We start from the raw sequence: 22819 nt of genomic DNA, 5'->3' as shown, positions 1-22819 counted from the left end.
CCTTCCTGTGGGACCGATGACCGGCGCGTTTGCGTGTCTGCTGATGACATTCGGAACGGTCGCGCAAGCCGCCGACATCGAGGGCCAATGGGCACGCGGAGACGGCAACGCCAAAGTCAGGATTGCGCCCTGCGGAGCCAACATCTGTGCGGTGAATACCTGGATAAAGCCAGGCACGCCGAGAGAAAAGGCGGGCGACAGGCTGGTGATGACGATCAAGGCTGGCGCAGATGGTGTCTACACCGGCAACGCCTTCGACCCTCAGCGCGATCTGACCTACAGGATCACAGTGACGGTGACCGGCGACCATATGGCAACGAAGGGTTGTGTGATTGCCGGGCTGATATGCAAGGGTGTCGATTGGATACGGACCCAATGATTGGCTGACGGCGTGTTACGAAGGAGATTGCGGTGAAGACCCATGTTGTCGCTTACCTCACCACCTTGATCGTGTTCGTCGCGATAGATTTCATCTGGCTGAGCAGCATGGCGGACCGGCTTTATCGGCCGCTGCTCGGAGACATGCTGGCAAGTGGCTTTCGACTGGCGCCCGCCATCGCGTTCTACCTGATCTACGCTCTAGGCCTCACAGCCCTTGCCGTGCGGCCTGGTCTGATAGCCGGATCAACCCAGACGGCGATCGTCTGCGGCGCGATGCTCGGCTTTACGGCCTATGCTACCTATGATCTGACCAACCAGGCGACGCTCAGAAATTGGTCGACCGTTCTGACTATAGCCGACCTTCTTTGGGGCACCTTCCTCTCTGGAATTGCCGCCGGGAGCGGCCAATGGATTACCGAGCGTCTGCTCGGGCCTGTCGGACCTAGCTGATAGGCCGCGCCCGTGCATGGGGCGACGCAGCCCGACCCCGGCGCTCAGCCATTCAGCCTCCAGATCTCGAAATTGAGTGCGAAGGCGAAAGCGACCCAGAATGCGAGAGGTAGCAGAGCGTAAGCCGCAGGTTGGTCAAGGCGATGGAAACTGCGGATGTCTCGAGGATCACGATCCATTGCGGGAGGATGTCCACGAGACCGAGCGCCGAACTATGAGAGCAAGGAATGCCCATGACCAAGCCGCATTGAAGGTGAGTTGCAAGTAGAAGCAAACGAGCGCTGGCGATTGCCCCCGAGCCTCAGTGGGAAACATCCATATGCGCCAGACCGCAAAGGTCACGAGTGTCTGAAGGCAATTCCAGACCGGTCCGAAGATCCGTTGGGCGGATTGAAAGTCGGCCACTGTCCAAGCAGAAGAACAATAATGATTGGTACGACTCCCATGCCGGCCTTCATCCAAGGTTCTTGTCGTTTCATTGCTTCATGCGGCATCGTGTTCTCTCTTCCGACCGCGCCCGCTTGCTAAGGCACTTTATTTCTTTCTACTCTTCAAATCTGATACGTGAATTTTCCCGGGCCGGATCACGGGATCCAAGTGGCACTGCCCGTCGTAGAAGGCGCATGAATGTTTCAGCACAGCCGATCGATAGTCATGGCAGACCGGACAGCATCTTTTCCTTTCACGGGAGACGAGCGGTGACGATGTTGTCCGATCGCGAGTTGCTATCGCGGGAAGCGATCAACCGGCTGGTTTTGGCGATCGCAACAAGACAGGATCGTCAGGCTTTCGCCGAGCTCTTCAATTTTGCAGCGCCCAGGATCAAGGCGTTCATGATGCGCTCGGGGTCCCCGCCTGAACTGGCGGAAGAAATTGCCCAGGAAGCGATGCTGCTCGTCTGGCGCAAGGCCTCTTATTTCGATCCTGCACGCGCCGGTGCCATGACATGGATCTTTACGATCGCACGGAATTTGCGCATCGACTTCCAGCGGAAGACCAAGACGGTCAAGCAGGCTCCCGGGGGCGAACCCGACGAATATCAGGTATCGGAACCGACGCCGGAGGAGATCCTCGTCGCCAGGGGAGATGAAGAAAGGGTTCGAGCCGCACTGCAGGCGCTCAGTTCGGAACAAGAGGAAATCATCAGATTGTCCTTTTTTCGTGATCGTCCTCATTCTGAAATCGCCAAGGAGCTGGATCTGCCGCTTGGGACCGTGAAATCTCGTATCAGACGTGCACTTGGCAGGCTGAGGGACATGCTGGAAGAAACACCATGACGATCAATCATCATCCCAGCGACCAAACACTCCTGCGCTTTGCCGCAGGCACGTTGCCTGCCGGTCCCGCGCTCGTGGTTGCCGCCCATCTGAGCGGTTGCCCATTTTGTCAAGGGCGGGTGGCGGCCTTCGAGGCCGTCGGCGGTGATATCCTGACACGGACGCGACCCGAGGCCCTGTCGTCGGATGCTCTCGAGCGCACCCTTGCCCGCTTGGACTCAAGCCATCGGGCGGCCACCATCAACCCCCGGCCGTCACCCATCTCCATCGATGGGCTTATCCTTCCAAGCGCATTGAGCGATTGCAAAGTGGGTCCCTGGCGCACCATCGGGGCAGGGGTCAAGCTTAGTCGCCTTGTCGTGCCGCATGCGCCAGCGGCAAACGTCATCCTGCTGAAAGTAAAAGCGAACAAACGCATGCCAGCGCATGGTCACACGGATCTGGAAGTAACGCAGGTTCTGAAGGGATCGTTCTCCGATGGCACTAATCGCTATCAGCCCGGAGACTTTGTCGAGGGCGACGACGAGACGGATCACCATCCGGTTATAGGCAGCGAAGGTGAATGTATTTCGTTGGCAGCCATCGAAGGACACGTCCGGTTTCATGGCTTCCTTGGAAGGCTGCTTCAACCTCTTGTTCGCATCTAAGTGAATTTTGCTTGGAACAAAGAGCGCCGAGATTATCCACCTCAATCCGCCAGAAGGCGATCGCTCTTGCAATGGACCGAACCGGAGAGCCCGCGACGGCAACCAACACCGGGACAGCTGCAGTTGCAGCGGTTTTCCTGTGCCGTTTAGTAGGAACTAAGCGTGATGGCGATGTTACGTTGTCGGTAGCTTAACGGTTGGCGGATAGTTGGGCGAGGATGAGCTGCCCGACGATCAGTTACAAGAATCGTCGCTTTCCATCGCAGATCATCTCGCATGCGGTGTGGCTGTATTTCCGATTCCCTTTGAGCCTGAGGCTGGTCGAGGAAATGTTTCTGGAGCGCGGCATTGTCGTGTCTTACAAAACGATCCGGCGATGGGGCTGCAAATTTGGGCGGCTTGCGCCAGGCAGTTGCGTAGAAAGAAGCCGTCACGCGAAGATATCTGGCATCTCAGTATGACGCGAGACGCGCTCAGTGCCTGCATCGACCCAAGAGTGTCCATACCAGCGCTCGTCAGGGGTGCACGGACGCAGCAGGACCTCGATCTTCGAGACCGTCGCCGGTCAAACGCTCCCAATTCTGAAAAGCAAGTTTCGATTTGCCGGCGTCGTCGAGTTCCAGACCGGCGACGAAACGCCGTGCATCGCCTCCAGGGCGATATTGGTACGGGTAGTCTGTCGAAAACAGGATGCGGTCAATTCCAACCGCGTCGACCGCCTGCCGCAGATAGGTGGGGCTGAACATGCCGCTTGCGGTTAGGTAAAGATTGCCGCGGATGTAATCCAAGAACGGCCGCTGGAGCTTGGAGACCCGATCAAGCATGACGAGCCGTTCGAGATAGAAAAGTACCAGCTCGCCCCAGTGGCCAAGGATTAACTGAAGCTTCGGGTAGCGGTCAAATACGCCTCCCAGGATCAGGCGCACAAACTGAATACCCGCCTCGAAATGCCATCCCAGCGCGAATGTGGACAAGGCGAGATCGACGGGAGCGCCGAAGCCCGCGTAATAGGAGTCGCGCACGCTCGTCCGTGGAATCTGCGGGTGGATCAGGAGCGGCACATTGAGCTCGGCCGCGCCAGCGAATGTCGGTTCAAAGATCGCATTATCCAGATTTTTGTCGCCGACCCGCCCAAAAAGAACGGCACCCTTGCAGCCGAGTTCCTCGACGGATCGTCGCAACTCCAGCGCCGCCGCGTCAGGCTCGGCGGATGGCAGAACCGCCATGGCCTGAAAACGAGACGGGTTGGCAGCGACGGCTTCGGCCAGCAAATCATTGGTACGACGCGCAAGATCGATGCCGTGGTGACCGAGGTGGTTGAGGCCTGGCGCCGTCAGGGAGAGAACCTGAACATCGACGCCCGTCTCGTCCATCAGAGCCAGCCGCTCTTCTCCAAGATTTGCAAGCCGCTCGCCAATCACACCCGGATTAAGGCCGAGCGTCCCGTCATCGGCGCCGGGGATGGTAGTCCACGCCTGCTTCACCTCATTGGGTAGGACATGTTCTTCGATCGCGATGATCTTCATCTCCCGGTCCTTAGGTTCGTGTCATCAGCGGCCCCAGACGACGCGCCACTTTTCATCATCCCGTGTGGATCTGAGGATGAGCTGACCATCCACGAAGCTGTATGCTCGTGGTAAATCCTGGCCCACAAGTTGTCGAACCAAGGCTCCTTCCACCCGATAGACGAAGATGCCGTTCGGGATATCGAGCGCAATCGTACCGTAGCTTGCTTCGTATCCGCCGCTGCTATACGGGCTGTCGACATGGTTGGGTTCAAGGTTGCAAACCTGAACTGCCATGTGGCCATCGTGCGTTACGACGAGGAGGCCTTCAGCGTCGGCCGTCCTCATCACTCCGTTCGCATCGGGCTGCTCGATCGCCACCAGCTGCCAAGCACCTGCCAATCGGGCAAGGATCTCAGCATCTGCGGTCGCCTGCTTGTACGTGGCAGCAACGGTCTTCATTTGGTTGAGTTCCTCTGTATTTTCGCCCTCGGTCGCTTCAGCTTTCGTGCAAACACTGCACGAGAGGCCGCCGCGCCGGAGCGAGACCGCCATCCATCTCTTCGCCCTGTCGCACCTCTCGCCGGGGCCGTCTTTCAGCGCTTCGTGGTCAGCTGATAGACGAGAGCCTGGCCGACGCCGTGCGCCGACGCCGGGTTCTGGCCCGTAATCAGGCGACCATCGGTCACGACATTTTCCGACCAATTGGGCGCAGGCTGATGCAGCGCGCCGCGCTGCTTGAGAGTGGTCGCAAGAAGGTAGGGCACCACTTTCGTGTAATTGACCTCGGCTTCCTCCTCGTCGGTAAAGGCGGCAAGCCTCTTGCCTGCCACGAGGTAGCTGCCATCGGATAGCGTCGCATTCACCAGCGCGGCCGGGCCATGGCAGACCGCCGAGACGATGCCGCCCGTCTCCCAGATCTCACGGATGACCTTCTGCACGGCCTCGCTGTCGGCAAAATCCCACATCGTGCCGTGGCCGCCGGCGAAGAAGACCGCCGAGTAGCGTGACGGGTCGAGATCCTTCAGGATCAACGAGTCAGCTAGCGCGCTGCGGAATTTCTTGTCCTTCCAGAAGCGATCGTTGACCGGGTCGGACAGGTCGAAGAAGTCGATCGGCGGATGGCCGCCGCGGATCGAGGCGACCTCCACCGGGATGCCGGCTGCCTCGAACACTTCCAGCGGATGGGTGAGTTCAACCATGGCGAAGCCGGTCGGCTCGCCGCTGTCGCCACGGATCGGATGGCTGGTCACCACGCACAGGATGGGCTTGATCGTGCTTGCCACGGTTCGGTCTCCTCAGGATTTAAGCGACGCCATGTCGATGACGAAGGATACTTCCCTTCGCTCTTCAACATGCGCTCATAGGCTTCGTTGATCTTCTGAATGGAAATGATCTCTGTGCCCGAGACGATGCCCTGGCGCGCGCCGCTCCAAGGCGAAACGTTCAATCGGCCCGAAGGCATACGCGAGATCAGACGTTGCCTGGGGCGAACAGCGATTCCCAGTTCGTGAAGGGACCGAGCGGGATCACGTCCCAGCCGATCAGGCCGGCCTTGGCGAGGGGAAATTCAGCAAGCGCTGCCTTGGCCGCCTCGACGGAGGCGGCTTCCGCGATGATGGCGACACCGGGACGGTCCTGCCGGAAGTAGATGTCACGGATGATGCCGCCCTTGTACATCTGCCAGGCGTGGCGAGCCTCATCCTGCATATGCGGCTGATACTTCTCCGGCGAGGCGCCGGGCTGTGGGACGTCGAGGCAAAGCAGTTTCATGGTCAAATTCCCTGGTTTGGTTTTGCGGTTAGGCAGGCTGAAACCGGCTGGTCGTCTCCGCCACGCGCCGGCCGAGATACTGAGCCGTCCTCAGATCGCTGCCGATCAGCGCCAAGTCGGGCGCCTGGTCCACGTTCGACTGGGTCATGACCCCGAGCCAGCTTCCCAGCCGATTGAGATCGTCCACGCTACCGGTGCTGCTGCTGTTGCCCGGCATCATATCGAGGCCCACCCAGATCATCCCGTGCTGGGCGGCGAACAGCGCCATGGACACCAGCGAATTCAGCTTGTCGCCGTGCTGGGCTCCGGAATTGGTAAAGCCGGCGGCGATCTTGTTGCGCCACGTCTGCTCCGACCAGGCGGCCTTGGTCGAATCTTCGAAGAACTGCTTGAGTTTGGCGCTGATCAGGCCGTTATAGGTCGGCGATCCGAAGATGATGGCATCGCTTCGCTCGAGTGTCTCCCAGTCCATCGGGCCGTCCGCGACGGCGATAAGTTTTGCCTCAGCTCCCGATACTTCGCCAATGCCGGCTGCCACTGCCTCAGCGACGCGCGCGGTGTGACCGAAGCCACTGTCATATACGATTGAAATCAACAACTTGATCGTCTTTCTGTAGTGAGAATGCACATGACGGGAGGGCGATTTGGGTCGATTGACCCTGATCGCTCTGCAAATGTCATTTGCCTGATCTCATCAATATCGTAGAATAGAGTTCATCAGTGGCGATTGTTTTTCACTTGTTTATTTCCTTCAGTTCCGCAATCGCGTCATAAAAGCGTCTGAAAGGTTTCGCCATGCGCGACAGATTTGACGGGATAGAAGTTTTTGTGGAGGCGGTAGAAGCAGGCGGGTTCAAAAGAGCGGCCGATCGGCTCTCCCTCACCCCTTCGGCCGTCGGCAAGGCCATTGCGCGCCTGGAAGAGCGGCTTGGCGTCCGCCTGTTTCAACGAACGACCCGCACGCAATGTCTGACTGAAGATGGCCAGCAATATTACGAGCGATGCCTGCGGGCCATCGAGGAATTGCGCACGGGCGAATCCCTGTTGGAAACGGGGCGGCGGGAGGTCGTGGGCAAACTTCGCGTGTCGCTGCCCGTCTTGTTCGGCCGCTACTGCGTCGCGCCCATTCTGCGCGCCTATGCGCGCCAGCATCCGAAGCTTGAACTCGAACTCAGCTTCAATGACCGTCAGGTCGACATGATTGCCGATGGTTTCGACCTTGCCGTGCGCAACGGCGCACTCGGTAATGGAACTTCGTTGCGCGCACGGCGGCTCGTCAGCCAACGCAAGGTGCTGTGCGCCTCTCCGGCCTATCTGGCGGCACGCGGACAGCCGCACTCCCTTACCGATTTCGCCGATCACGACGTGCTCGTTTATTGGCGCAACGACTATGCGCTGCCGTGGCGCCTCCCTGATGTCTCCGGTAACCTTATTGATGTGCCTGTCACCTCCCGGCTGCGTTTCGATGACCTTGAGGCCATCACGGACGCCGCGGTCGAGGGCATGGGGCTTGCCTGGCTGCCTCACTGGCTCATCAGCGACCGCATAAGCGCAGGCGATCTGGTCGAACTCTGGGCCGACCGGCCAAGCGCTACGGTCGAAGCCTACGCAGTCTGGCCGGCGGCGCAGCATCTGCCGCTGCGCTCGAGGCTGGCGATCGACGCCCTGGCGAGCGAGCTGCCGAAACGTTTCGGCCAAGAAATCCATTAGTCCGCCAAGCCTCGACGATATGGGCGTTGGTGTGGCCGAACCCTGTCTGATCCGCGAATTCCGCTCATTAGCTTGAATGGCGCAGCGCGCTTACAAGAAGGGAAAAAGCAGGAGAGGATTGGCGGCGGCTCGGATAATAGAGGTGAAACCCCTCCCAATAGGGCGAATAGTCTTCGAGAAACCGACAAAGGCGCCCGGTTTCGAGATAGGGCTTGGCGATATCCTCCGGGACATAGGCGAAACCAAAGCCGTCGAGAGCCGCCTCGAGAACATTATAGATCGTGTTGAAAACGAGCTGCCCGTCCACCCTAACCTTAAGCTCTCGTCCGTTCTCCTCGAACTCCCAGGCATAGAGGCCGCCATGAGTTGGCAGGCGCAGGTTGATGCAGCGATGCTGGGTCAACTCCTTCGGGTGGATCGGAATATCCCGAGACGCAAAATAGGATTCCGCGGCGACGACTGCGAAGCGTACATCCGGCCCGATCCTGACGGAGATCATGTCCTTGGCGATCTGTTCGCCAAAACGCACGCCAGCATCATAACGATCGCGGACGATGTCCTGCAAACCGTAATTAACATCAAGCTCGAGCCTGATATCCGGGTATTGATGGAGGAAACTGCGAAGCTTCGGCCAAATATAGTGCTGGATCTGATAGTCCCCTGCGGTCAACCGGATGGTTCCGGCGGGCTTATCACGCAGTGTGTTGAGCTCATCGATCGCCGTTCCGATTTCGTCAAAGAGCGGACCAATGCTCGCAAGCATCCGCTCGCCGGCTTCGGTCGGCGAGACACTGCGCGTCGTTCTCGTCAGGAGCCGCACGCCCAACCGCTCCTCGAGCTGACGGATCGTGTGACTGAGTGCCGACTGCGAAACACCGAGCTTAGCGGCCGCTTTCGTGAAACTGCGTTCCCGTGCAATCATCAGGAACACCATCAGATCATTGATATCCTGCCGCTCCAATCATGATTCCTTTCATGGCCAGACGTAAATTATAAACGCCGGACCATGAAATAGCAGCAAGCGGCGACGTCGAGGCGATCACCTTTGCATTGGATGCGCGGGCATCTGGGCGGGGCTTACTTCGCCCTATTGCGAAACACCTCAGCAACGACGGACGAAGCAGAAAACGCGTTCGGCCAACCAGCGTAGAAGGCAGCCTGGGTGATAACCTCGCCTGCTTCATCCGCGGTCAGGCCGTTATCCATCGCCCTATTGAGATGATAGCCGATCTGCGCGCTTTGTCCCGACGCAATGAGCGAGCTTACCGTGACGAGGCTTCGGTCGCGCGGCGCAAGACCCGGGCGCTGCCAGAGGTCGAGAAATAGCGGCTTGGCGGTAAACTGCACCAGTCCCGGCGAGATCTGCCCGACATTTTTCTCGACCGCAGTGGCCCGCTGCTGCTCCGCGTCTTCATTCAAAGGCAGTAATTGCGGGGAAGCCGATGGAAGCCGCTCGACCGTGATGCCACGTTCCGCGAACACGTCCTTCGTAGCGGCGACGGCCGACATCGCGTTCGACCATCCCGAATAGAATGCGAGATGGGTGATGATCTCGGAGATTTCCGCCGGCGTAACGTCGTTTTCAAGAGCGAGGTTCAGATAGTGCTTCAGGTCGATCGCCTGGTTTCGGGCAATGAGGATGGACAGCGTAACAATGCTGCGATCGCGCCGCGAGAGCTGCGGTCGCTGCCACAGGTTTCCAATCACATCCTCCTGAGCGTATCGGCCAAGAGCCGGCGACACGGACTGGATGTCGCTGATCGACAATGACGAGGCACTTCTTGGCGTAGCTCCGCCGCCAGTTCCTTCCTGAGCGAAAACGGGCTCACCCATCGTCAGTGAGATCGCCGTAGCAGCGAGAATCTTCTTCATTGGTATCTCCTTGGCATTGTTCACTCAACGATGACCATCGCATCGTCGTGTGGCTCATGATCGGACTATTCCGTGAGAAGCCATCTTTCGGCTAGAGCCGCTTATGCAACGGGGATCAGTTCCGATACTGCCCCCGTAAGTGAGCAGCGAGATCAGAGCCCCGAGCGGCGCAGTACGGCCTCGGGGTAACGAGCACCCTGGATGACGATGTTGGCCTGCTCGATTTCATCGAGATCGCACCGATCCAAGGTGATATTCAATGCCCCGATGTTTTCCTCGAACCGCTCGAGCTTGCGCGTGCCGAACAGCGGAACGATCCAAGGCTTCTGCGCCAGCAGCCAGGCAAGTGCGACCTGCGCCGGCGTCGCACCGTGCTTCTCGCCAACCTTGCGGATCAGGTCGACCAGCTTCTGGTTGGCGATGCGAGCCTCTTCGGAGAAGCGTGGGGTGTCCGCCCGGATATCGGAACTGTCGAACTTGGTATTGATGTCGATCTTGCCAGTCAGAAATCCCTTGCCCAACGGGCTGTAAGGAACGAGCCCGATACCAAGTTCCTCGATCGTCGGGATGATTTCTATCTCCGGCTCGCGGGTCCATAGCGAATATTCGCTCTGCAACACGGCCACCGGCTGCACGGCATGTGCTCGGCGAATGGACTGGGCACCGGCTTCGGACAGTCCGAACCACAGCACCTTGCCTTCGGCAATCAGATCCTTCACCGTGCCGGCCACGTCTTCCATCGGCACGTCCGGGTCGACCCGATGCTGATAGTAGAGATCGATATGGTCGGTGCGCAACCGTTTGAGGCTCCCTTCGATAGAGCGGCGGATTTGCGCCGGTCTGCTATTCACTCCGCCGCGATGCTGGCCGGTCTCCTGGTCGATATCCCAGCCGAATTTCGTTGCGATCTTGACCTGATTGCGAACCGGGGCGAGCGCCTCGCCTACCATCTCCTCATTGGTCCACGGGCCATAGACCTCGGCCGTGTCGAAGAAATCCATGCCGCGTTCGGCTGCAGTGCGAAGAAGGGCAATCATCTCCGCCCGGTCGGGGAGCTCGCGCGCCTTGCCGTAGCCCATGGCGCCAAGCGACAAGGCGGAAACCTCAAGGCCCTGACCCAGTTTGCGCCTGATCATATTGTGCGTCCTTTTCTTTGGATTGCTGTTGGACAGGCGACATCATCGGGATGCGGATGACGCGCCGTGTCTCTGACCATTGAGCCCGTAAACGTTATGCGATCAGTATTGCTTGCGCGGAGTAATCCTCACGGTCGCCGCGCGTGCTCGATCACTGATCATGGGCGCCAGATACGGGCTTTTGCCGTATTTTGCGCGATAGGCGTCGTCGATGCGATCATTGATCAGCCCGTCAATCGGCTCGAAGGCAACCTCCCTCGTCATGCCTGCTGCAATGATCCGGCCAGCCTTCTGGCGGACTGCGGCCTGATACCAGCGGGACGCCTGACCATGATAGCCACGCACGTAAAGACCACTGTCGACCACGACCTCCCAGATCCAGGTCGGAGTGCCGTAAGTGATCCCGTCCTCGCGAAAAGGCGCAATCTTCAGATCGTCTGCTCGATCGATCTTCGAAAGCTCATCCTGTAACCAGTTCATTGCCATCCTTCATAAGGCGCTCGCCTGCAACCGCACGACGTCGCCGGCCCGGCTATCCTTCGATTGGTCCAGACTTCTGTGGTACGGAACATAGAGCGCTTGTCTCATGTCGATTAGATGCAACAATTTGCATGAGCTTATGAGCCTGGCTAATCAATGAGAGCTTCTGCCGTACAAACGTCCTTCGATTGAAGGAGGATCAGCGGCCAGACTGGGAGCAGGTTCGACGCGCGTTGCGCGACCGCGCAAGATGCGCATCACCTTTGCAAATCAAGACAGGACTACATCGGACCGAACCACATAGCCGAGCGATCGTCCAAATCGCAGGTCTTGAACCGATACGAACCTGAGAAACCTAAATCCCCTCCGCGATTATCGGAGCCAGGGATTAATCACTTTCAACCCAGCCGTCTCGAACGGGCTTGTGTCGCGAGTTGCGAGGCGATTCGCCGCTGCTGTGGTGGCAATATAGCCGTCAACCGTGCCGATCGTTTTTCCAGATACCCGAGCGCGTGCCATCAGTTCCAAGTAAAACTGCGAAGTTGCCAGATCGAACGAAGGAATGCGCTCGGAAAAGTGAGGCAGCACGTCACCCTCCAGACGGTCGCGGAGGATAGTTTGCCGTTTCCCCGAAGGCATGGCAGCGAGCCCGAAGCGAAGTTCCGCAATCGTCATTGCGGAAATAAACAGCGTTTTGACGGCTTGGTCGTCCAACCAGGCGACCACTACCCCATCAGGAACCGGCTTCCACGGCTCGGATATAACATTGATGCCCAGCAAGATCATTCGAAGGTCATCGGTTGAACAGGCGTCTTGTCGCGACTTTTCCGCAGGGCTTCAACGTCGCTGCCGGAAAGCTCAGCGTCGCGACCGATAGCCGCCAGTAAAGACCCGAGCTTAACACGTTCGGGCGGACGAACAGACGCCTCAATAATGTCACGGATCACTGTCTCCGTGCTTCGGCCGTGATGAGCCGCTCGCAAGCGCAGAGCACGATGTGTTTCGTCAGAAAGATTTCGAATGGTAACCGCTGGAATTGATATCACTTCTACGGAAACGATAGCTTTGATGTCAAAGTCTGCAGAATGATGCCAACTTTCAAGGGCTTCAATAATGAGGACAATACCATGTCCGTTTAGGCCTACCTGCTCTTGAAAGAGGTCGAACCAAGTTTCCCATTCGCCGGCGACGAGCGGCCAAAAAACATCAGTCCCATCAAATGCTACCACGCAATTTCACGTGAGGTCCGATCAGAAGATGTCTGGCGTCACGGCGGCCGTCAATCCTACTGAGCAGAACCTCCGCAGCCGTCCGTCCGAGCTGCGTTGCGTTCTGATCGACGCTCGTTAGGCCGACAAGCGGCACAGCGGCCATCGGAGAATTGTCGTAGCCGATGATGGCAAGATCTTCAGGCACCCGAACCGCGTTTATCCGCGCTGCATTGATCAAGGGCACGGCATCGAGATCGGACCACACGAAAACTGCGCGAGGGCGATCCTTTGAATCGAGAAAACCCCGGATCGCTTCCTGCCGGTCGACGGCGACCGGCGGCAGCCGGATGATTCGTCCCTTGAGGCCGGCCTGCCTCATGGCGTCGAGATAGCCCGCCTCGCGCTGTAGGACGACGATGGTCGCCGGCGAATCCAGGATATCATAGCTCAGCATGGCAATATCCTGATGGCCAGCCCGCAGGGCCGCCTCGACAGCCAGATATCCGCCCCGTAGATCGTCGGAATTGACGGTATCATAGGTCTCGGCATGCGGCTCATGATGCGCGATGACGACGATCGGAATCTGCCGTGCATAGCGCTCCAGAACCTTGCCGGATATGCGCGGAGCAATGATGACGACGCCATCCATCCGGTTGTCGATCATCGATTCGATCATTGACGCTTCGATAGAGCTTGCGGAGCGCCCAATGCCGATCAATGCCTTGAAGCCATTTTCCGAGAGGGCGGCATTGGCCTCTTCGATGACACCGGGAAGGAACGGGTTCGATAGTTCGATCACCAGAACGCCAACGGTCTGCGTTCGTCCACGCATCGCTCGCGCGGCAACCGATGGGCGATAGTGAAGCTTTTCGATCGAGGCTTCCACCCTTCCTCTCAGGCCGTCGCTGACGCCATAAGCATTACGCAAAACTTTCGAGACCGCCGCAACGGACACACCTGCGTCTTCTGCCACATGCCGGATGGTCACCCGTTCCTGCGTCACGTTAACAATCTGATTTTTCATCATAAACTATCTCAATCCCCGAACCAGGCAAATTATAGGCACAAAACCCTTGCGCTGCAATCGATTGTGTAGAATGATATACATAGAACGATACACAAAATCGTATCCCGCCGGAGGACAGGCGGCTGAGGAGGCATGCAATGACAATTCGCTCAGACCACGGCGCAGCCGTGGCCAAGACCCATGTCGATTCCGCATTCCAATTTGCTGCATCGATGATCGCGCCCGCTTGCGATGCCGGTCAGGGAACCGCGGGAACATTCGTCTCCCGGCAATTCACGCTGGAAAAACTGCCGACCGAAGCGACTTTGCGCATTTCCGCACTGGGGCTCTATCGTGCCTTCATCAACGGCAAGCGCGTGGGCGACGATCTGCTCACGCCGGGCTGGACCTGCTATGATGATCGGCTCGCGTACCAGACCTACGACGTTACCGAGTATCTGCGCTCCGGCGAGAACCGCATCGAGATCTGGCTCGGCGATGGATGGTATCGCAGCCAGCTGCTATGGGCGCTTAACCCAATCTTCAATTGCTGGGGCGAACGGGTGGCGGCGATTGCGGAGCTGAATGCCGACGACCTGTCGCTTTTGAAGACCGACGACAGCTGGAAGAGCGGTTTTACGCCGGTCATCCGCAACGGCATTTATTATGGAGAGGACTACGACGCCCGCATCACGCCGCGCGACAGCTATGGCGTAGAGCCTTTGACCTTTGACAAGAGGCTGCTCGTTCCGTATGAGACAAACGCCGTCAAGGAACTCCCTGAGCACGCGCCGATCGATAGCTGGATCGAGGACGACGGCAGCAGCGTCCATGATTTTGGCCAGAACGCCGGCGCCTATATTCGTATCCGCGTGAAGGGTGAGAAAGGCGCCACGCTTCGCATCGAACATTCCGAAGTGCTCGGCCCCAAGCGATTTTTCGACAATCGCAACTATCGCAGCGCGCGGGCGGAGCTGATCTACACGCTCGCCGGAGAAGGGGAAGAGGTTTACGCACCACTCTTCACCTTCATGGGCTTCCGCTATGCGCGCGTCAGCATCACCGGCCAGGCGGAGCTGGTCGCCATCGCCATGGTTCCGATATCATCCGTTCCGGTGAGCGCCGGCGGTTTCAATTGTGGCGTCGCAGCGGTCAATCGCCTGGTCGAAAACACTATCTGGTCGCAGCGCTCCAACTTTATCGAGGTGCCGACAGACTGCCCGCAGCGCGATGAACGACTGGGGTGGACCGGCGATGCGCAGGTCTTCGCCGGAACTGCCTGTTGGCTGGCGAACAGCCAATCCTTCCTGCGGAAATTCCTCCGCGACGTCATGCATGACCAACGCGCCAATGGAGCTATTTCGCATTTTTCGCCGGACCCGACGCGCCTGCATCCAATCGACAGTCGTGGCGACTGGGCGGGATCGACCGGTTGGGGAGATGCCATCGTCATCATTCCCTGGCAGCTCTATCTCCATTATGGCGATGCTGCCGTACTTGAGGAATGCTTCCCGGCCATGCAGCGCTGGCTCGACTATTTGTGGGGCATTTCAAACGGACCGATCATCCGCCCGCCGGCTGTCTGGGGAGCGCAGGGCTTTACGTTCGGCGACTGGCTGCAGCCCGTTGGCGACAATCGCAAGCCGCGCCCGACGGTGGCGGACGATTGCGCGGCGACCCTCTATCATTTCATCTCTACCCAGCTGACGGCAAAGATCGCCCGCATCCTCGGCGAGCATGGCGAGGCGGAGCGCCTGGAGATCCGGACGGCGGAGATCCGCGACGCCTTCCACATGGAGTTCTTTACGCCGTCCGGCCGTATCGCGCACAATGATCAGACTTCATGGGCCCTGGCGTTCCTGTATGGTCTTGTTCCGCCGGAATATGAGGAGGCTGCGCGTGCCTATTTTCGGCGCGTGTCCGAAGAAACCGATGGCGTTATCGGCACCGGCTTCATAGGAACCCCGGCGCTGCTTCCGGCCCTCACACGGCTCGGCATGCATGACCTTGCGGAAAAGATGTTCCTCAATCGCAAGGTGCCAGGCTGGCTATACCAGGTTGATCAAGGCGCGACGTCGATATGGGAGCGATGGGATGCGCTTGCCGAAGACGGCACGATCTACGATCCTGACATGAACAGCTATAATCACTATGCCTATGGAGCCGTATGCCAATGGCTTTTCGAGGATGTCGCCGGGATCAAGCCGCTGGAGGGCGCGCCAGGCTTCGAGGAAATCTCATTCGATCCCACCATACTGCCGGCGCTGTCGCCGGTCTCAGCCTGGCATGATACGCGGTTCGGACGCATCGAGACGGGATGGACGGTGAAGGGAGAAACCGTCACATGCCGTCTGCTGCTGCCGGAGGGCATAACGGCACACCTGAAAGCTAGGCAGGGTCGAAAGTCGCTTCGGGTGGATGGCGCCGAGATCGAACCAGGCAGGGAATTCAAACTGGGCGAGGGGGAATACACGATCACCTTTGCCATCTGACATGACAGCTTGCGGCACTTTGTTCCGCAGGCAGGCAGCTCAATTCATTCCGGTCTTCAGGAGGAGGAAATGACCATGAGAGTGATGAAGTGGGTCCTCGCGGCAATTTCGATGTCGCTGGCGGCTGGTGTCGCGCATGCCGACGTGACGCTCAGCGTACTGATTGACACCAATCCCGAATCTATCGCGTCGTTCGACGCCGTCTCCAAGGCCTATATGGCGAAGCATCCGGATGTGAGCTTCGATGTTGAACAGCGTGCCGGCGGATCGGAAGGTGACAACATCATCAAGACACGCCTTGCAACCGGAGAAATGGCCGATATTTTTCAATATAATGCCGGATCGCTGTTTCAGGCCTTGAAGCCGGAACGGACGATGGCTGATCTGAACGATCTTTCTTCAGAAGCCGGAATTCTCGACAGTTTCAAGAAGGTCGTCACGAGCCCGGACGGCCATGTTCGCGGCATCCCGTTCGGCCCGGCCATGGGTGGTGGCATCTTCTACAACCGCAAGATCTATGCCGAGCTTGGCCTTGCGCCACCCAAGACCTGGGTGGAATTCATGGCCAACAACCAGAAGATCAAGGCGGCCGGCAAGGTGGCGATCGCCCAGACCTACGGCACGACCTGGACGTCCCAGCTTTTCGTGCTTGCCGATTTCCACAATGTTCAAGCCGAAATCCCCGACTTTGCTGCCGACTACACCGCCAACAAGCGGAAATATGCAGATACACCCGCCGCCTTGCGAGGATTTGAACATTTGGAAGAGGTCGCCAAAGGTGGATTTTTCAACGCCGATTTCGGCGCGGCGACCTTCGACGACGGCATGCGCATGGTGGCGACTGGCGAAGCCGCCCACTATCCAAATCTCACTTTCGGTATCGGGAACATACAGCAGAATTTTCCCGATAATCTGAAGGACCTCGGCTTTTTTGCTCTTCCCGGAACCGACGCCGCCAGGAATGGCCTGACGGTCTGGATGCCCGCCGCACTCTATGTCTCCGCGAAATCGGACCATGTCGAGGAGGCCAAGAAATTCGTCGACTGGGTCGGCTCCAAGGAAGCCTGCGACCTGATGGCCAAGGCAGTTCCCTCCGGTCCCTATCTCGTGAGGGGATGCGAGCTGCCGAAGGACATTCCACCCGTCGTTTCCGACATGTTGCCGTATTTCGAGACAGAAGGGCACGCAACTCCGGCATTGGAGTTTCTGTCGCCGATCAAGGGGCCCGCCCTCGAGCAGATCACGGTTGAGGTCGGGACCGGAATTCGCTCCGCCAAGGATGCCGCGGCCCTCTATGATCAGGACGTCGAAAAGCAGGCCAAGCAACTTGGACTGCCCAACTGGTAAACTCCCAGCCGATCCCTTGCCCGGCACCTGTCCGGGTGGGGGCACAAGGTAGCTCCATGGCCACACGCAAATCACCCTATCCCTATTGGTTCGTCCTGCCGGCAGCCATGATATTCACGGTTCTCTTTCTGGTGCCGACTGTCGCTTCCTTCTGGTTCAGCCTGACACGCTGGGATCTCTTTACCACCCAGTTCATCGGCCTGGACAACTATCGCCAGTTCTTCCGGGAACCATTTCTGATCCAGGGTCTGGTCAACACGATCATCTATGCGGTCATGACCTCCGGCACGAAGACGATCCTGGGTCTGCTGCTGGCTGTTCTTTTGACCTCGGGCATCTGGGCGCAGGGCCTGTTGCGCACGGTGATCTTCTTTCCGGTTCTCGTCTCCACGATCGGTGTCGGCATCACATTCTCCGTGCTCATGCATCCGACCCGCGGCCTGATCAATGTCACGCTCGCCGCCATCGGCATTCACGGACCCGGCTGGCTGACCGACCCGGCATTGGCGCTCTATTCGATTGTCTTCGTCGACCTTTGGAAGGGTATTGGCCTGGCAACCGTCATATATATTGCCGGTCTCGCTTCGATCAGCCCCGACTACTACGAAGCCGCCAGGATCGACGGCGCGACACGCCGCCAGATGTTTTTCCGCGTCACCGTTCCTCTGGTGAAACCGGCGACGATCACCGTCGTCACCCTGTCGCTGATCGGTGGGCTGCGCAGCTTCGACCTCATCTGGGCAATGACGCGCGGTGGCCCCGGCTTTTCCTCGGATGTGCTGGCAAGCGTCATCTACAAGCAGTATCAGGCCGGATTCTACGGCTTGTCGACGGCTGGGAATGTCATCCTGTTCATCCTCATCGGTGCGATCATTCTACCGATAACGGCCTGGTTTAACCGCAGGGAGGTGGACCTTTGACCCGCCGTCAGCTCTATATCGGTATTATCGCGCTGGCTGTTTGTGGCCTGATATTCGTCCTGCCTTTCCTATTCATCTTCATAACTGCTGCCAAAACCAAGCAGGATGCCGCGTCATTGACCTTCACGCTGCCCCAGGAATGGAACCTGTGGCAGAATTTCATCGAGGTCATTCAAACGCGAAACTACATGCTTCTACTGGCATATTTCAATTCAACCATCATCACTGTTGCTGCCGTTTCACTGCTTGTTCTTCTTGGCGCCATGGTTGGTTATATTTTGCAGCGTCGCCCATCAGGCTGGAACAGACTTATCTACGGCTGCGTTCTCGCCGGCCTCATGATCCCGCCTGCCGTTGTGCCAACCATCTGGGTGCTTCAGTCGATCGGCCTGTTCAAGTCCATATCGGGAATGATACTGATACAGGTCGCCTATGGTCTTGCCTTCACCGTCCTCATGTTCCGCAGCTTTATCGCGACAATTCCCCGCGATCTCGATGAAGCGGCAATCATCGACGGGGCAAAGCCGCTGCAGATCTTCTTTCGCGTCGTGTTGCCGTTGCTCAAGCCGGTGACCGTGACCATCATCGTCGTGCAGTCGATCGCCATCTTCAACGACTTCACCAACCCTCTCTATTACCTGCCCGGCAGAGAAAACGTAACGGTGCAGCTGACGCTCTACAATTTTCAGGGGCAGTTTCAGACGCAGTACAATCTTCTGTTCATGAATATTCTACTGGTGACGATCCCGCCGCTCATCGTCTTCGTATTCTTCAACAGGCAGATCGTGGCAGGCATGACGGCCGGCGCGGTGAAAGGATAAACCATGGCAAGTGTCGTTCTTCAGAATATCCGCAAGGACTTCGGCAGCCTGAACGTGATGAATGGTGTCGATCTGACCGTCGAAGCCGGGGAATTCTGTGTCTTCGTCGGCCCATCCGGCTGTGGAAAGTCCACTCTTCTGCGCATGATCGCGGGATTGGAAACCTCAACCTCGGGCAGGATTTCCATCGATGGCAAGGACGTAACGGACGCCGAGCCTTCGGAGCGCGGCATCGCAATGGTGTTTCAATCCTACGCGCTCTATCCGCATCTGACGGTCAGCGAAAACATCGGCTTCGGTCTTTCGCTTGCCAGGCGCCCGAAGGTCGAGATCCAGGAAAAGGTTCGCCAGACCGCTGATATTCTCCAGCTCTCGCATCTGCTGGATCGAAAGCCGAGGGCATTGTCCGGTGGCCAACGGCAACGCGTCGCGATCGGTCGGGCAATCATTCGCAATCCAAAGGTTTTCCTGTTTGACGAACCGCTCTCCAATCTCGACGCCTCGCTGCGATCGCAGATGCGAATGGAGTTGACCGAACTTCATGCCAAGCTCGGAGCAACGATGATCTATGTTACCCATGACCAGGTCGAGGCGATGACGATGGCAGACAAGATCGTCGTGCTCAATGGTGGCCGGATCGAACAGATCGGAACGCCAATGACCCTTTACCACAACCCGGCCACGCCCTTCGTCGCAGGTTTTATCGGATCGCCGAAAATGAACCTGTTTGACGGCGAAGTTGCGGCCAAGGAGGGGTGCAGAACCTACGGGATACGTCCGGAACATATCTCGCTTTCTCCTGCGGAGGGAAAATGGCAAGGGCGAGTGCGCCATATCGAACGGCTCGGCGCGGATACGGTCGTCCATCTGGACGTCCCCGAACTGACTTCACTCGTCGCGCGTACCGACGGGGATCGGCCGATCCAGATTGGCGAGGCCTTGTTTGCCACACCTTTGACCGGCAAGGAGCACAGATTTTAACATTTGCTATTGAACGGATCAGGCCTCACGACCCTGTTATTGCAAAAAGTGCTCCACCTCAAATTTTTCAACAACATACATCGGCTTGATCTCGGTGGAATGGCTGATTTTGGGCCGACAGCGGGTAGTCCGATGCTCGGGTCAGTGGGCGGCCGCCAGGTAGGATGCCGTCGATCTCCGGCACTCCGAAGGTAAGACAGCCGGCCTCTTTGGCGGATGCCCCCAGGGTCGAGATCCGCTTGCGAAGATCGGAGATCGCCCTTTCACGGACAGCAATCATCGTTCACGGCTCCCTTCAAGGTCGTGTTGGCGTCGAGTTCAAGCCCACATCATGTCAGCCAGAATGCGAATGTTCTATTTTCGTTCTAGATGGTTTAGAGAGTCAAGTAACCGGAAAGATGGGAGTATTATCCTGAATGTTAGAAATTCCGAGAATTGCTATCGGAATCAGGCACATAGCGAGCGTAAGGATTTTTCCGGTCACGGAGTCGGGATCACTGTCCGCTTGGATAACGGGGATAGAGCTGAAATCGTCGCAGTGTTTTTAAGATTTCCCTGCTGACGACCTTCGATATCGATCTGCCCCCGAAACTGCCCGCAGATATTTATTATAGCTTATGGCAATGCCACCGATATCGCCGTGCCCTGAAAGGGAAGGTGCGGGGCCGATGAGGTCGATGAGGTCGATGACATCGTTAAGCTGAATGTGCGACGCCGCGGTGACTATGCTCATGTTCATGCAGTTGTTTTTCCTCTGGAGTCCCGTCTCTCTGTGAGGCGTGCCTGGAACTTCGAATAGGGTAGGGTCAAGCCGGATGGACCTTTTCACCGTGCATGTCGACTCGTAACAAGATAACGGGATTGTCAACAAGCGACCAACGCCACCAAAGACTCGAGTTGATTTCAAATAGCGATCCGCGCACCAATGCCGGGCATGACTCCACGACGCAGAGCCCGTATAGAACGTTTATTAGGGGGCGTGCGGCATATGCTGCTGACGTCATGCATTTCTGGATCGACGCATAGGTATGAAATTTCCAGGTCAGACGACCGTTCGGGTTCCATTCAATTTCATCGTGCGATCGGTGGTGGTCTTCGTTGCCGTAGTGCTTCCGCGCCTGGCGGTTTTGGGAAGTCCCCCTTCCACAGATGAAGGGGGTCTACGCATATTTTGCGCAGATCGCGCATGCGACGTTGGCCAAAGGGCAGGGATTACCCGATACCGGCGCCCTGATGCTCTACCCGGTGCTTTTGTCGTGGTCCTTTGCGCTTTCCTTCAATCATTTGATCTTTTTACGAATTCTCGACATGGCTGTTAGCCTTGCGGCCGGATGGATCCTCTATGGCGTTGTAAGAAGAGAAAGCAGAAGCGCGTTCGCCACCACCCTGATTTCCTTTATCTTTCTCTTCACCATGAACCAGCCGATCTTCATTCAGTCCGGCTTCAAGAACAGCTTCTTTGCGGCATATGTTCCCCTGTTTCTGGCTGTATATCTTGAGCAAGGCGCCTGCCCAAAGAGCGTAGCGTCAAGGACGTCCAGTAGACCTGATTTGCGCACCCGTACTTTATCCTGATTCTTGCGGTGACCGTGTTTCAGGTGGCGTTGCAGATCGGCGCGCCGTCAGCCGGCGCCGTTTGGCAGCGGCGCGGCTGGGTCGATCAGGCCTTCGTTGCGAAGGTCCGACCAGAGCCCTACCGGGATCGACCAATGCATATATTGCAGGTTTTGCTCGAGCTCGGCTACCGAACGCGCACCCGGTATCACGCTGACGACGAGCTTATGGACGAGCGGGAACTGAAGGGCCGCGGCCGCCAGAGGAACCTTGTGGCTCTCACACACGGCATTCAGCCGCGCAACGCGCTCAAGCACATCCTGCGGTGCGTTCCTGGTGTTGAAGGTCGCGCCCTGGACGGCGCCGGTTGCCAGAATGCCGGAATTGTAGGGGCCGCCGATCACAAGCCTCGTACCCTTTCGTTCACAGGCCGGGAAAAGCGTTGCGAGCGGCTCCTGTTCCAGAAGCGTGTAGCGCCCGGCCAGAAGAAAATAGTCGAACTGCCCAGCCTCGACGAAATCCGAAAGCATCTGCCACTGGTTGATGCCGACACCGATCGCCTTGATTACGCCCTGCGACCGCAACTCGTCCAGTACCGGATAGGCGCCGTCCATCGCCTCTTGGAAGCGACTGCGGGCATAGGGATCTTCTCCCTTTGCGAAATGGATCGCCTCATCGGGATCATGGATCGCCAGCATGTCGATATAGTCGGTTCCAAGCCGCCTTAGCGAGCTTTCGATCGAGCGCAGCACTGCATCGCGCGAATAGTCGAAGTCGGCACGAAAGGCAGGAGCGTCATCCCAGAGAACCGGCTTGACCTCGCTTTCAGGGATCGGAACCAGATCGTAACCGACCTTGGAGGAAATGACGATCTCGCGCCGCGGCAGCGCTCTGATCGCTTCACCGAGGCGCGTTTCGGCAAGGCCGAAGCCATAGACCGGCGCGGTATCAAAATAGCGCAGGCCGTTTGCGAAGGCGGCGTGGACCGTGTCGTGGGCGACCCTGGGGTCGGTGGCGCGGTACATATTGCCGAGCCCCGTTCCTCCCAAGCCCATTGTGGTGACCGCCAGCCCGCTTGTCGTGACGTTTCTTTCTTCCAACCTCGGCATTTGATTTTCCTGCCTGTTTTCGATTTCACCATTTTGTGACGCCAGCGAAGGCGCCGTTTTGCTACGCGTCACCAAATCATATTGACATAGAAGTTGTCGTACAACAATGTAACCGTACGATGGTAAGCGCACGGGAGGTGTGGCACC

26 protein-coding genes and 1 pseudogene are annotated in these 22819 nt (G+C 58.0%); 12 read left to right on the top strand and 15 right to left on the bottom strand.

Features of this window, described 5'->3' with window-relative positions; all coding sequences use genetic code 11:
- Positions 1-16 precede the first annotated feature (16 nt).
- Together ACIQWP_RS29065 and ACIQWP_RS29060 are read left to right on the top strand one after the other, a co-directional pair.
- Positions 17-379 (top strand): DUF2147 domain-containing protein, encoded by a 363-nt coding sequence (locus ACIQWP_RS29065; RefSeq protein ID WP_402795222.1) that lies wholly within the window; start codon positions 17-19, stop codon positions 377-379.
- Between the two features lie 32 nt (positions 380-411).
- Complete coding sequence (locus tag ACIQWP_RS29060) at positions 412-831, top strand: DUF2177 family protein (protein WP_402795188.1); 420 nt, start codon at positions 412-414, stop codon at positions 829-831.
- A gap of 44 nt (positions 832-875) precedes the next feature.
- On the opposite strand, the gene ACIQWP_RS29055 is transcribed toward ACIQWP_RS29060, so the two are convergent.
- Entirely contained in the window at positions 876-1010 is a 135-nt protein-coding gene (locus ACIQWP_RS29055; RefSeq protein ID WP_402795185.1) for a tryptophan-rich sensory protein, read from the bottom strand.
- Positions 1000-1173, bottom strand: a complete 174-nt coding sequence (locus ACIQWP_RS29050; RefSeq protein ID WP_402795183.1) for a hypothetical protein — start codon at positions 1171-1173, stop codon at positions 1000-1002. Before ACIQWP_RS29050 ends, ACIQWP_RS29055 begins: the two co-directional genes overlap by 11 nt.
- A gap of 362 nt (positions 1174-1535) precedes the next feature.
- On the opposite strand from ACIQWP_RS29050, the gene ACIQWP_RS29045 reads away from it, so the two are divergent.
- The 3 genes and pseudogenes from ACIQWP_RS29045 to ACIQWP_RS29035 all read left to right on the top strand — a co-directional run.
- Positions 1536-2108, top strand: coding sequence for a sigma-70 family RNA polymerase sigma factor (locus tag ACIQWP_RS29045; RefSeq protein WP_402795219.1), 573 nt, complete (start codon positions 1536-1538; stop codon positions 2106-2108).
- Complete coding sequence (locus ACIQWP_RS29040) at positions 2105-2755, top strand: ChrR family anti-sigma-E factor (protein WP_402795180.1); 651 nt, start codon at positions 2105-2107, stop codon at positions 2753-2755. The genes ACIQWP_RS29045 and ACIQWP_RS29040 overlap by 4 nt, the downstream gene beginning before the upstream one ends.
- A 218-nt stretch (positions 2756-2973) precedes the next feature.
- Positions 2974-3209 (top strand): annotated as a pseudogene (locus ACIQWP_RS29035) (IS6 family transposase); the annotation flags it as partial.
- A 61-nt stretch (positions 3210-3270) separates the two neighbouring features.
- Here ACIQWP_RS29035 and ACIQWP_RS29030 read toward each other — a convergent pair.
- From ACIQWP_RS29030 to ACIQWP_RS29010, 5 genes are all read right to left on the bottom strand, one after another.
- Complete coding sequence (locus ACIQWP_RS29030; RefSeq protein ID WP_402795178.1) at positions 3271-4281, bottom strand: amidohydrolase family protein; 1011 nt, start codon at positions 4279-4281, stop codon at positions 3271-3273.
- Positions 4282-4305: 24 nt separating this feature from the next.
- The gene (locus tag ACIQWP_RS29025; protein ID WP_402795175.1) at positions 4306-4815 is read right to left on the bottom strand and encodes a hypothetical protein; all 510 of its coding nucleotides are present in this window, start codon (positions 4813-4815) and stop codon (positions 4306-4308) included.
- Between the two features lie 41 nt (positions 4816-4856).
- Positions 4857-5546 carry a type 1 glutamine amidotransferase domain-containing protein gene (locus ACIQWP_RS29020; RefSeq protein WP_402795173.1) on the bottom strand — a complete coding sequence of 230 codons (690 nt, stop codon included), beginning with the start codon at positions 5544-5546 and terminating at the stop codon, positions 4857-4859.
- Between the two features lie 187 nt (positions 5547-5733).
- Complete coding sequence (locus ACIQWP_RS29015) at positions 5734-6033, bottom strand: superoxide dismutase (protein ID WP_402795170.1); 300 nt, start codon at positions 6031-6033, stop codon at positions 5734-5736.
- Positions 6034-6061: 28 nt separating this feature from the next.
- Complete coding sequence (locus ACIQWP_RS29010) at positions 6062-6631, bottom strand: flavodoxin family protein (protein ID WP_402795168.1); 570 nt, start codon at positions 6629-6631, stop codon at positions 6062-6064.
- Positions 6632-6828: 197 nt separating this feature from the next.
- Here ACIQWP_RS29010 and ACIQWP_RS29005 point away from each other — a divergent pair, with 197 nt between their 5' ends.
- Positions 6829-7743, top strand: a complete 915-nt coding sequence (locus tag ACIQWP_RS29005) for a LysR family transcriptional regulator (RefSeq protein ID WP_402795166.1) — start codon at positions 6829-6831, stop codon at positions 7741-7743.
- A gap of 67 nt (positions 7744-7810) precedes the next feature.
- Here the strand turns inward: ACIQWP_RS29005 and ACIQWP_RS29000 are convergent, their stop codons facing one another.
- The 7 genes from ACIQWP_RS29000 to ACIQWP_RS28970 all read right to left on the bottom strand — a co-directional run bounded on the left by ACIQWP_RS29000 (position 7811) and on the right by ACIQWP_RS28970 (position 13466).
- Positions 7811-8704, bottom strand: coding sequence for a LysR family transcriptional regulator (locus ACIQWP_RS29000; RefSeq protein WP_402795164.1), 894 nt, complete (start codon positions 8702-8704; stop codon positions 7811-7813).
- Between the two features lie 116 nt (positions 8705-8820).
- Positions 8821-9615 carry a carboxymuconolactone decarboxylase family protein gene (locus tag ACIQWP_RS28995; protein WP_402795161.1) on the bottom strand — a complete coding sequence of 265 codons (795 nt, stop codon included), beginning with the start codon at positions 9613-9615 and terminating at the stop codon, positions 8821-8823.
- A 152-nt stretch (positions 9616-9767) separates the two neighbouring features.
- A complete protein-coding gene (locus ACIQWP_RS28990; RefSeq protein ID WP_402795159.1) occupies positions 9768-10751 on the bottom strand; it encodes an aldo/keto reductase in 984 nt (327 codons plus the stop codon).
- A 102-nt stretch (positions 10752-10853) separates the two neighbouring features.
- Entirely contained in the window at positions 10854-11231 is a 378-nt protein-coding gene (locus ACIQWP_RS28985; RefSeq protein ID WP_402795157.1) for a DUF2255 family protein, read from the bottom strand.
- 372 nt (positions 11232-11603) lie between these two features.
- A complete protein-coding gene (locus ACIQWP_RS28980; protein WP_402795154.1) occupies positions 11604-12017 on the bottom strand; it encodes a type II toxin-antitoxin system VapC family toxin in 414 nt (137 codons plus the stop codon).
- Positions 12014-12268, bottom strand: a complete 255-nt coding sequence (locus ACIQWP_RS28975) for a FitA-like ribbon-helix-helix domain-containing protein (RefSeq protein ID WP_402795217.1) — start codon at positions 12266-12268, stop codon at positions 12014-12016. Before ACIQWP_RS28975 ends, ACIQWP_RS28980 begins: the two co-directional genes overlap by 4 nt.
- 178 nt (positions 12269-12446) lie before the next feature.
- Positions 12447-13466: a LacI family DNA-binding transcriptional regulator gene (locus tag ACIQWP_RS28970; RefSeq protein WP_402795151.1), complete on the bottom strand. Its 1020-nt coding sequence runs from the start codon at positions 13464-13466 to the stop codon at positions 12447-12449.
- A gap of 140 nt (positions 13467-13606) precedes the next feature.
- Between ACIQWP_RS28970 and ACIQWP_RS28965 the strand changes: the two genes are divergently transcribed.
- From ACIQWP_RS28965 to ACIQWP_RS28940, 6 genes are all read left to right on the top strand, one after another.
- Entirely contained in the window at positions 13607-15940 is a 2334-nt protein-coding gene (locus tag ACIQWP_RS28965) for a family 78 glycoside hydrolase catalytic domain (RefSeq protein ID WP_402795148.1), read from the top strand.
- Positions 15941-16009: 69 nt separating this feature from the next.
- The gene (locus tag ACIQWP_RS28960; RefSeq protein WP_402795146.1) at positions 16010-17287 is read left to right on the top strand and encodes an ABC transporter substrate-binding protein; all 1278 of its coding nucleotides are present in this window, start codon (positions 16010-16012) and stop codon (positions 17285-17287) included.
- Positions 17288-17343: 56 nt separating this feature from the next.
- On the top strand, positions 17344-18207 hold the full coding sequence (locus tag ACIQWP_RS28955) for a carbohydrate ABC transporter permease (protein ID WP_402795143.1): 864 nt from the start codon (positions 17344-17346) through the stop codon (positions 18205-18207).
- Positions 18204-19028, top strand: a complete 825-nt coding sequence (locus tag ACIQWP_RS28950) for a carbohydrate ABC transporter permease (protein WP_402795140.1) — start codon at positions 18204-18206, stop codon at positions 19026-19028. The genes ACIQWP_RS28955 and ACIQWP_RS28950 overlap by 4 nt, the downstream gene beginning before the upstream one ends.
- A 3-nt stretch (positions 19029-19031) precedes the next feature.
- Positions 19032-20009: an ABC transporter ATP-binding protein gene (locus ACIQWP_RS28945; protein ID WP_402795138.1), complete on the top strand. Its 978-nt coding sequence runs from the start codon at positions 19032-19034 to the stop codon at positions 20007-20009.
- Between the two features lie 1149 nt (positions 20010-21158).
- Complete coding sequence (locus ACIQWP_RS28940) at positions 21159-21584, top strand: hypothetical protein (RefSeq protein ID WP_402795136.1); 426 nt, start codon at positions 21159-21161, stop codon at positions 21582-21584.
- 47 nt (positions 21585-21631) lie between these two features.
- On the opposite strand, the gene ACIQWP_RS28935 is transcribed toward ACIQWP_RS28940, so the two are convergent.
- On the bottom strand, positions 21632-22672 hold the full coding sequence (locus ACIQWP_RS28935) for an aldo/keto reductase (protein WP_402795134.1): 1041 nt from the start codon (positions 22670-22672) through the stop codon (positions 21632-21634).
- Between the last annotated feature and the right edge of the window lie 147 nt (positions 22673-22819).

It is taken from the genome of Rhizobium sp. NPDC090279, from assembly GCF_044769665.1.
Classification (GTDB): domain Bacteria; phylum Pseudomonadota; class Alphaproteobacteria; order Rhizobiales; family Rhizobiaceae; genus Rhizobium.
This window is presented reverse-complemented; position numbering and strand designations above follow the sequence as displayed.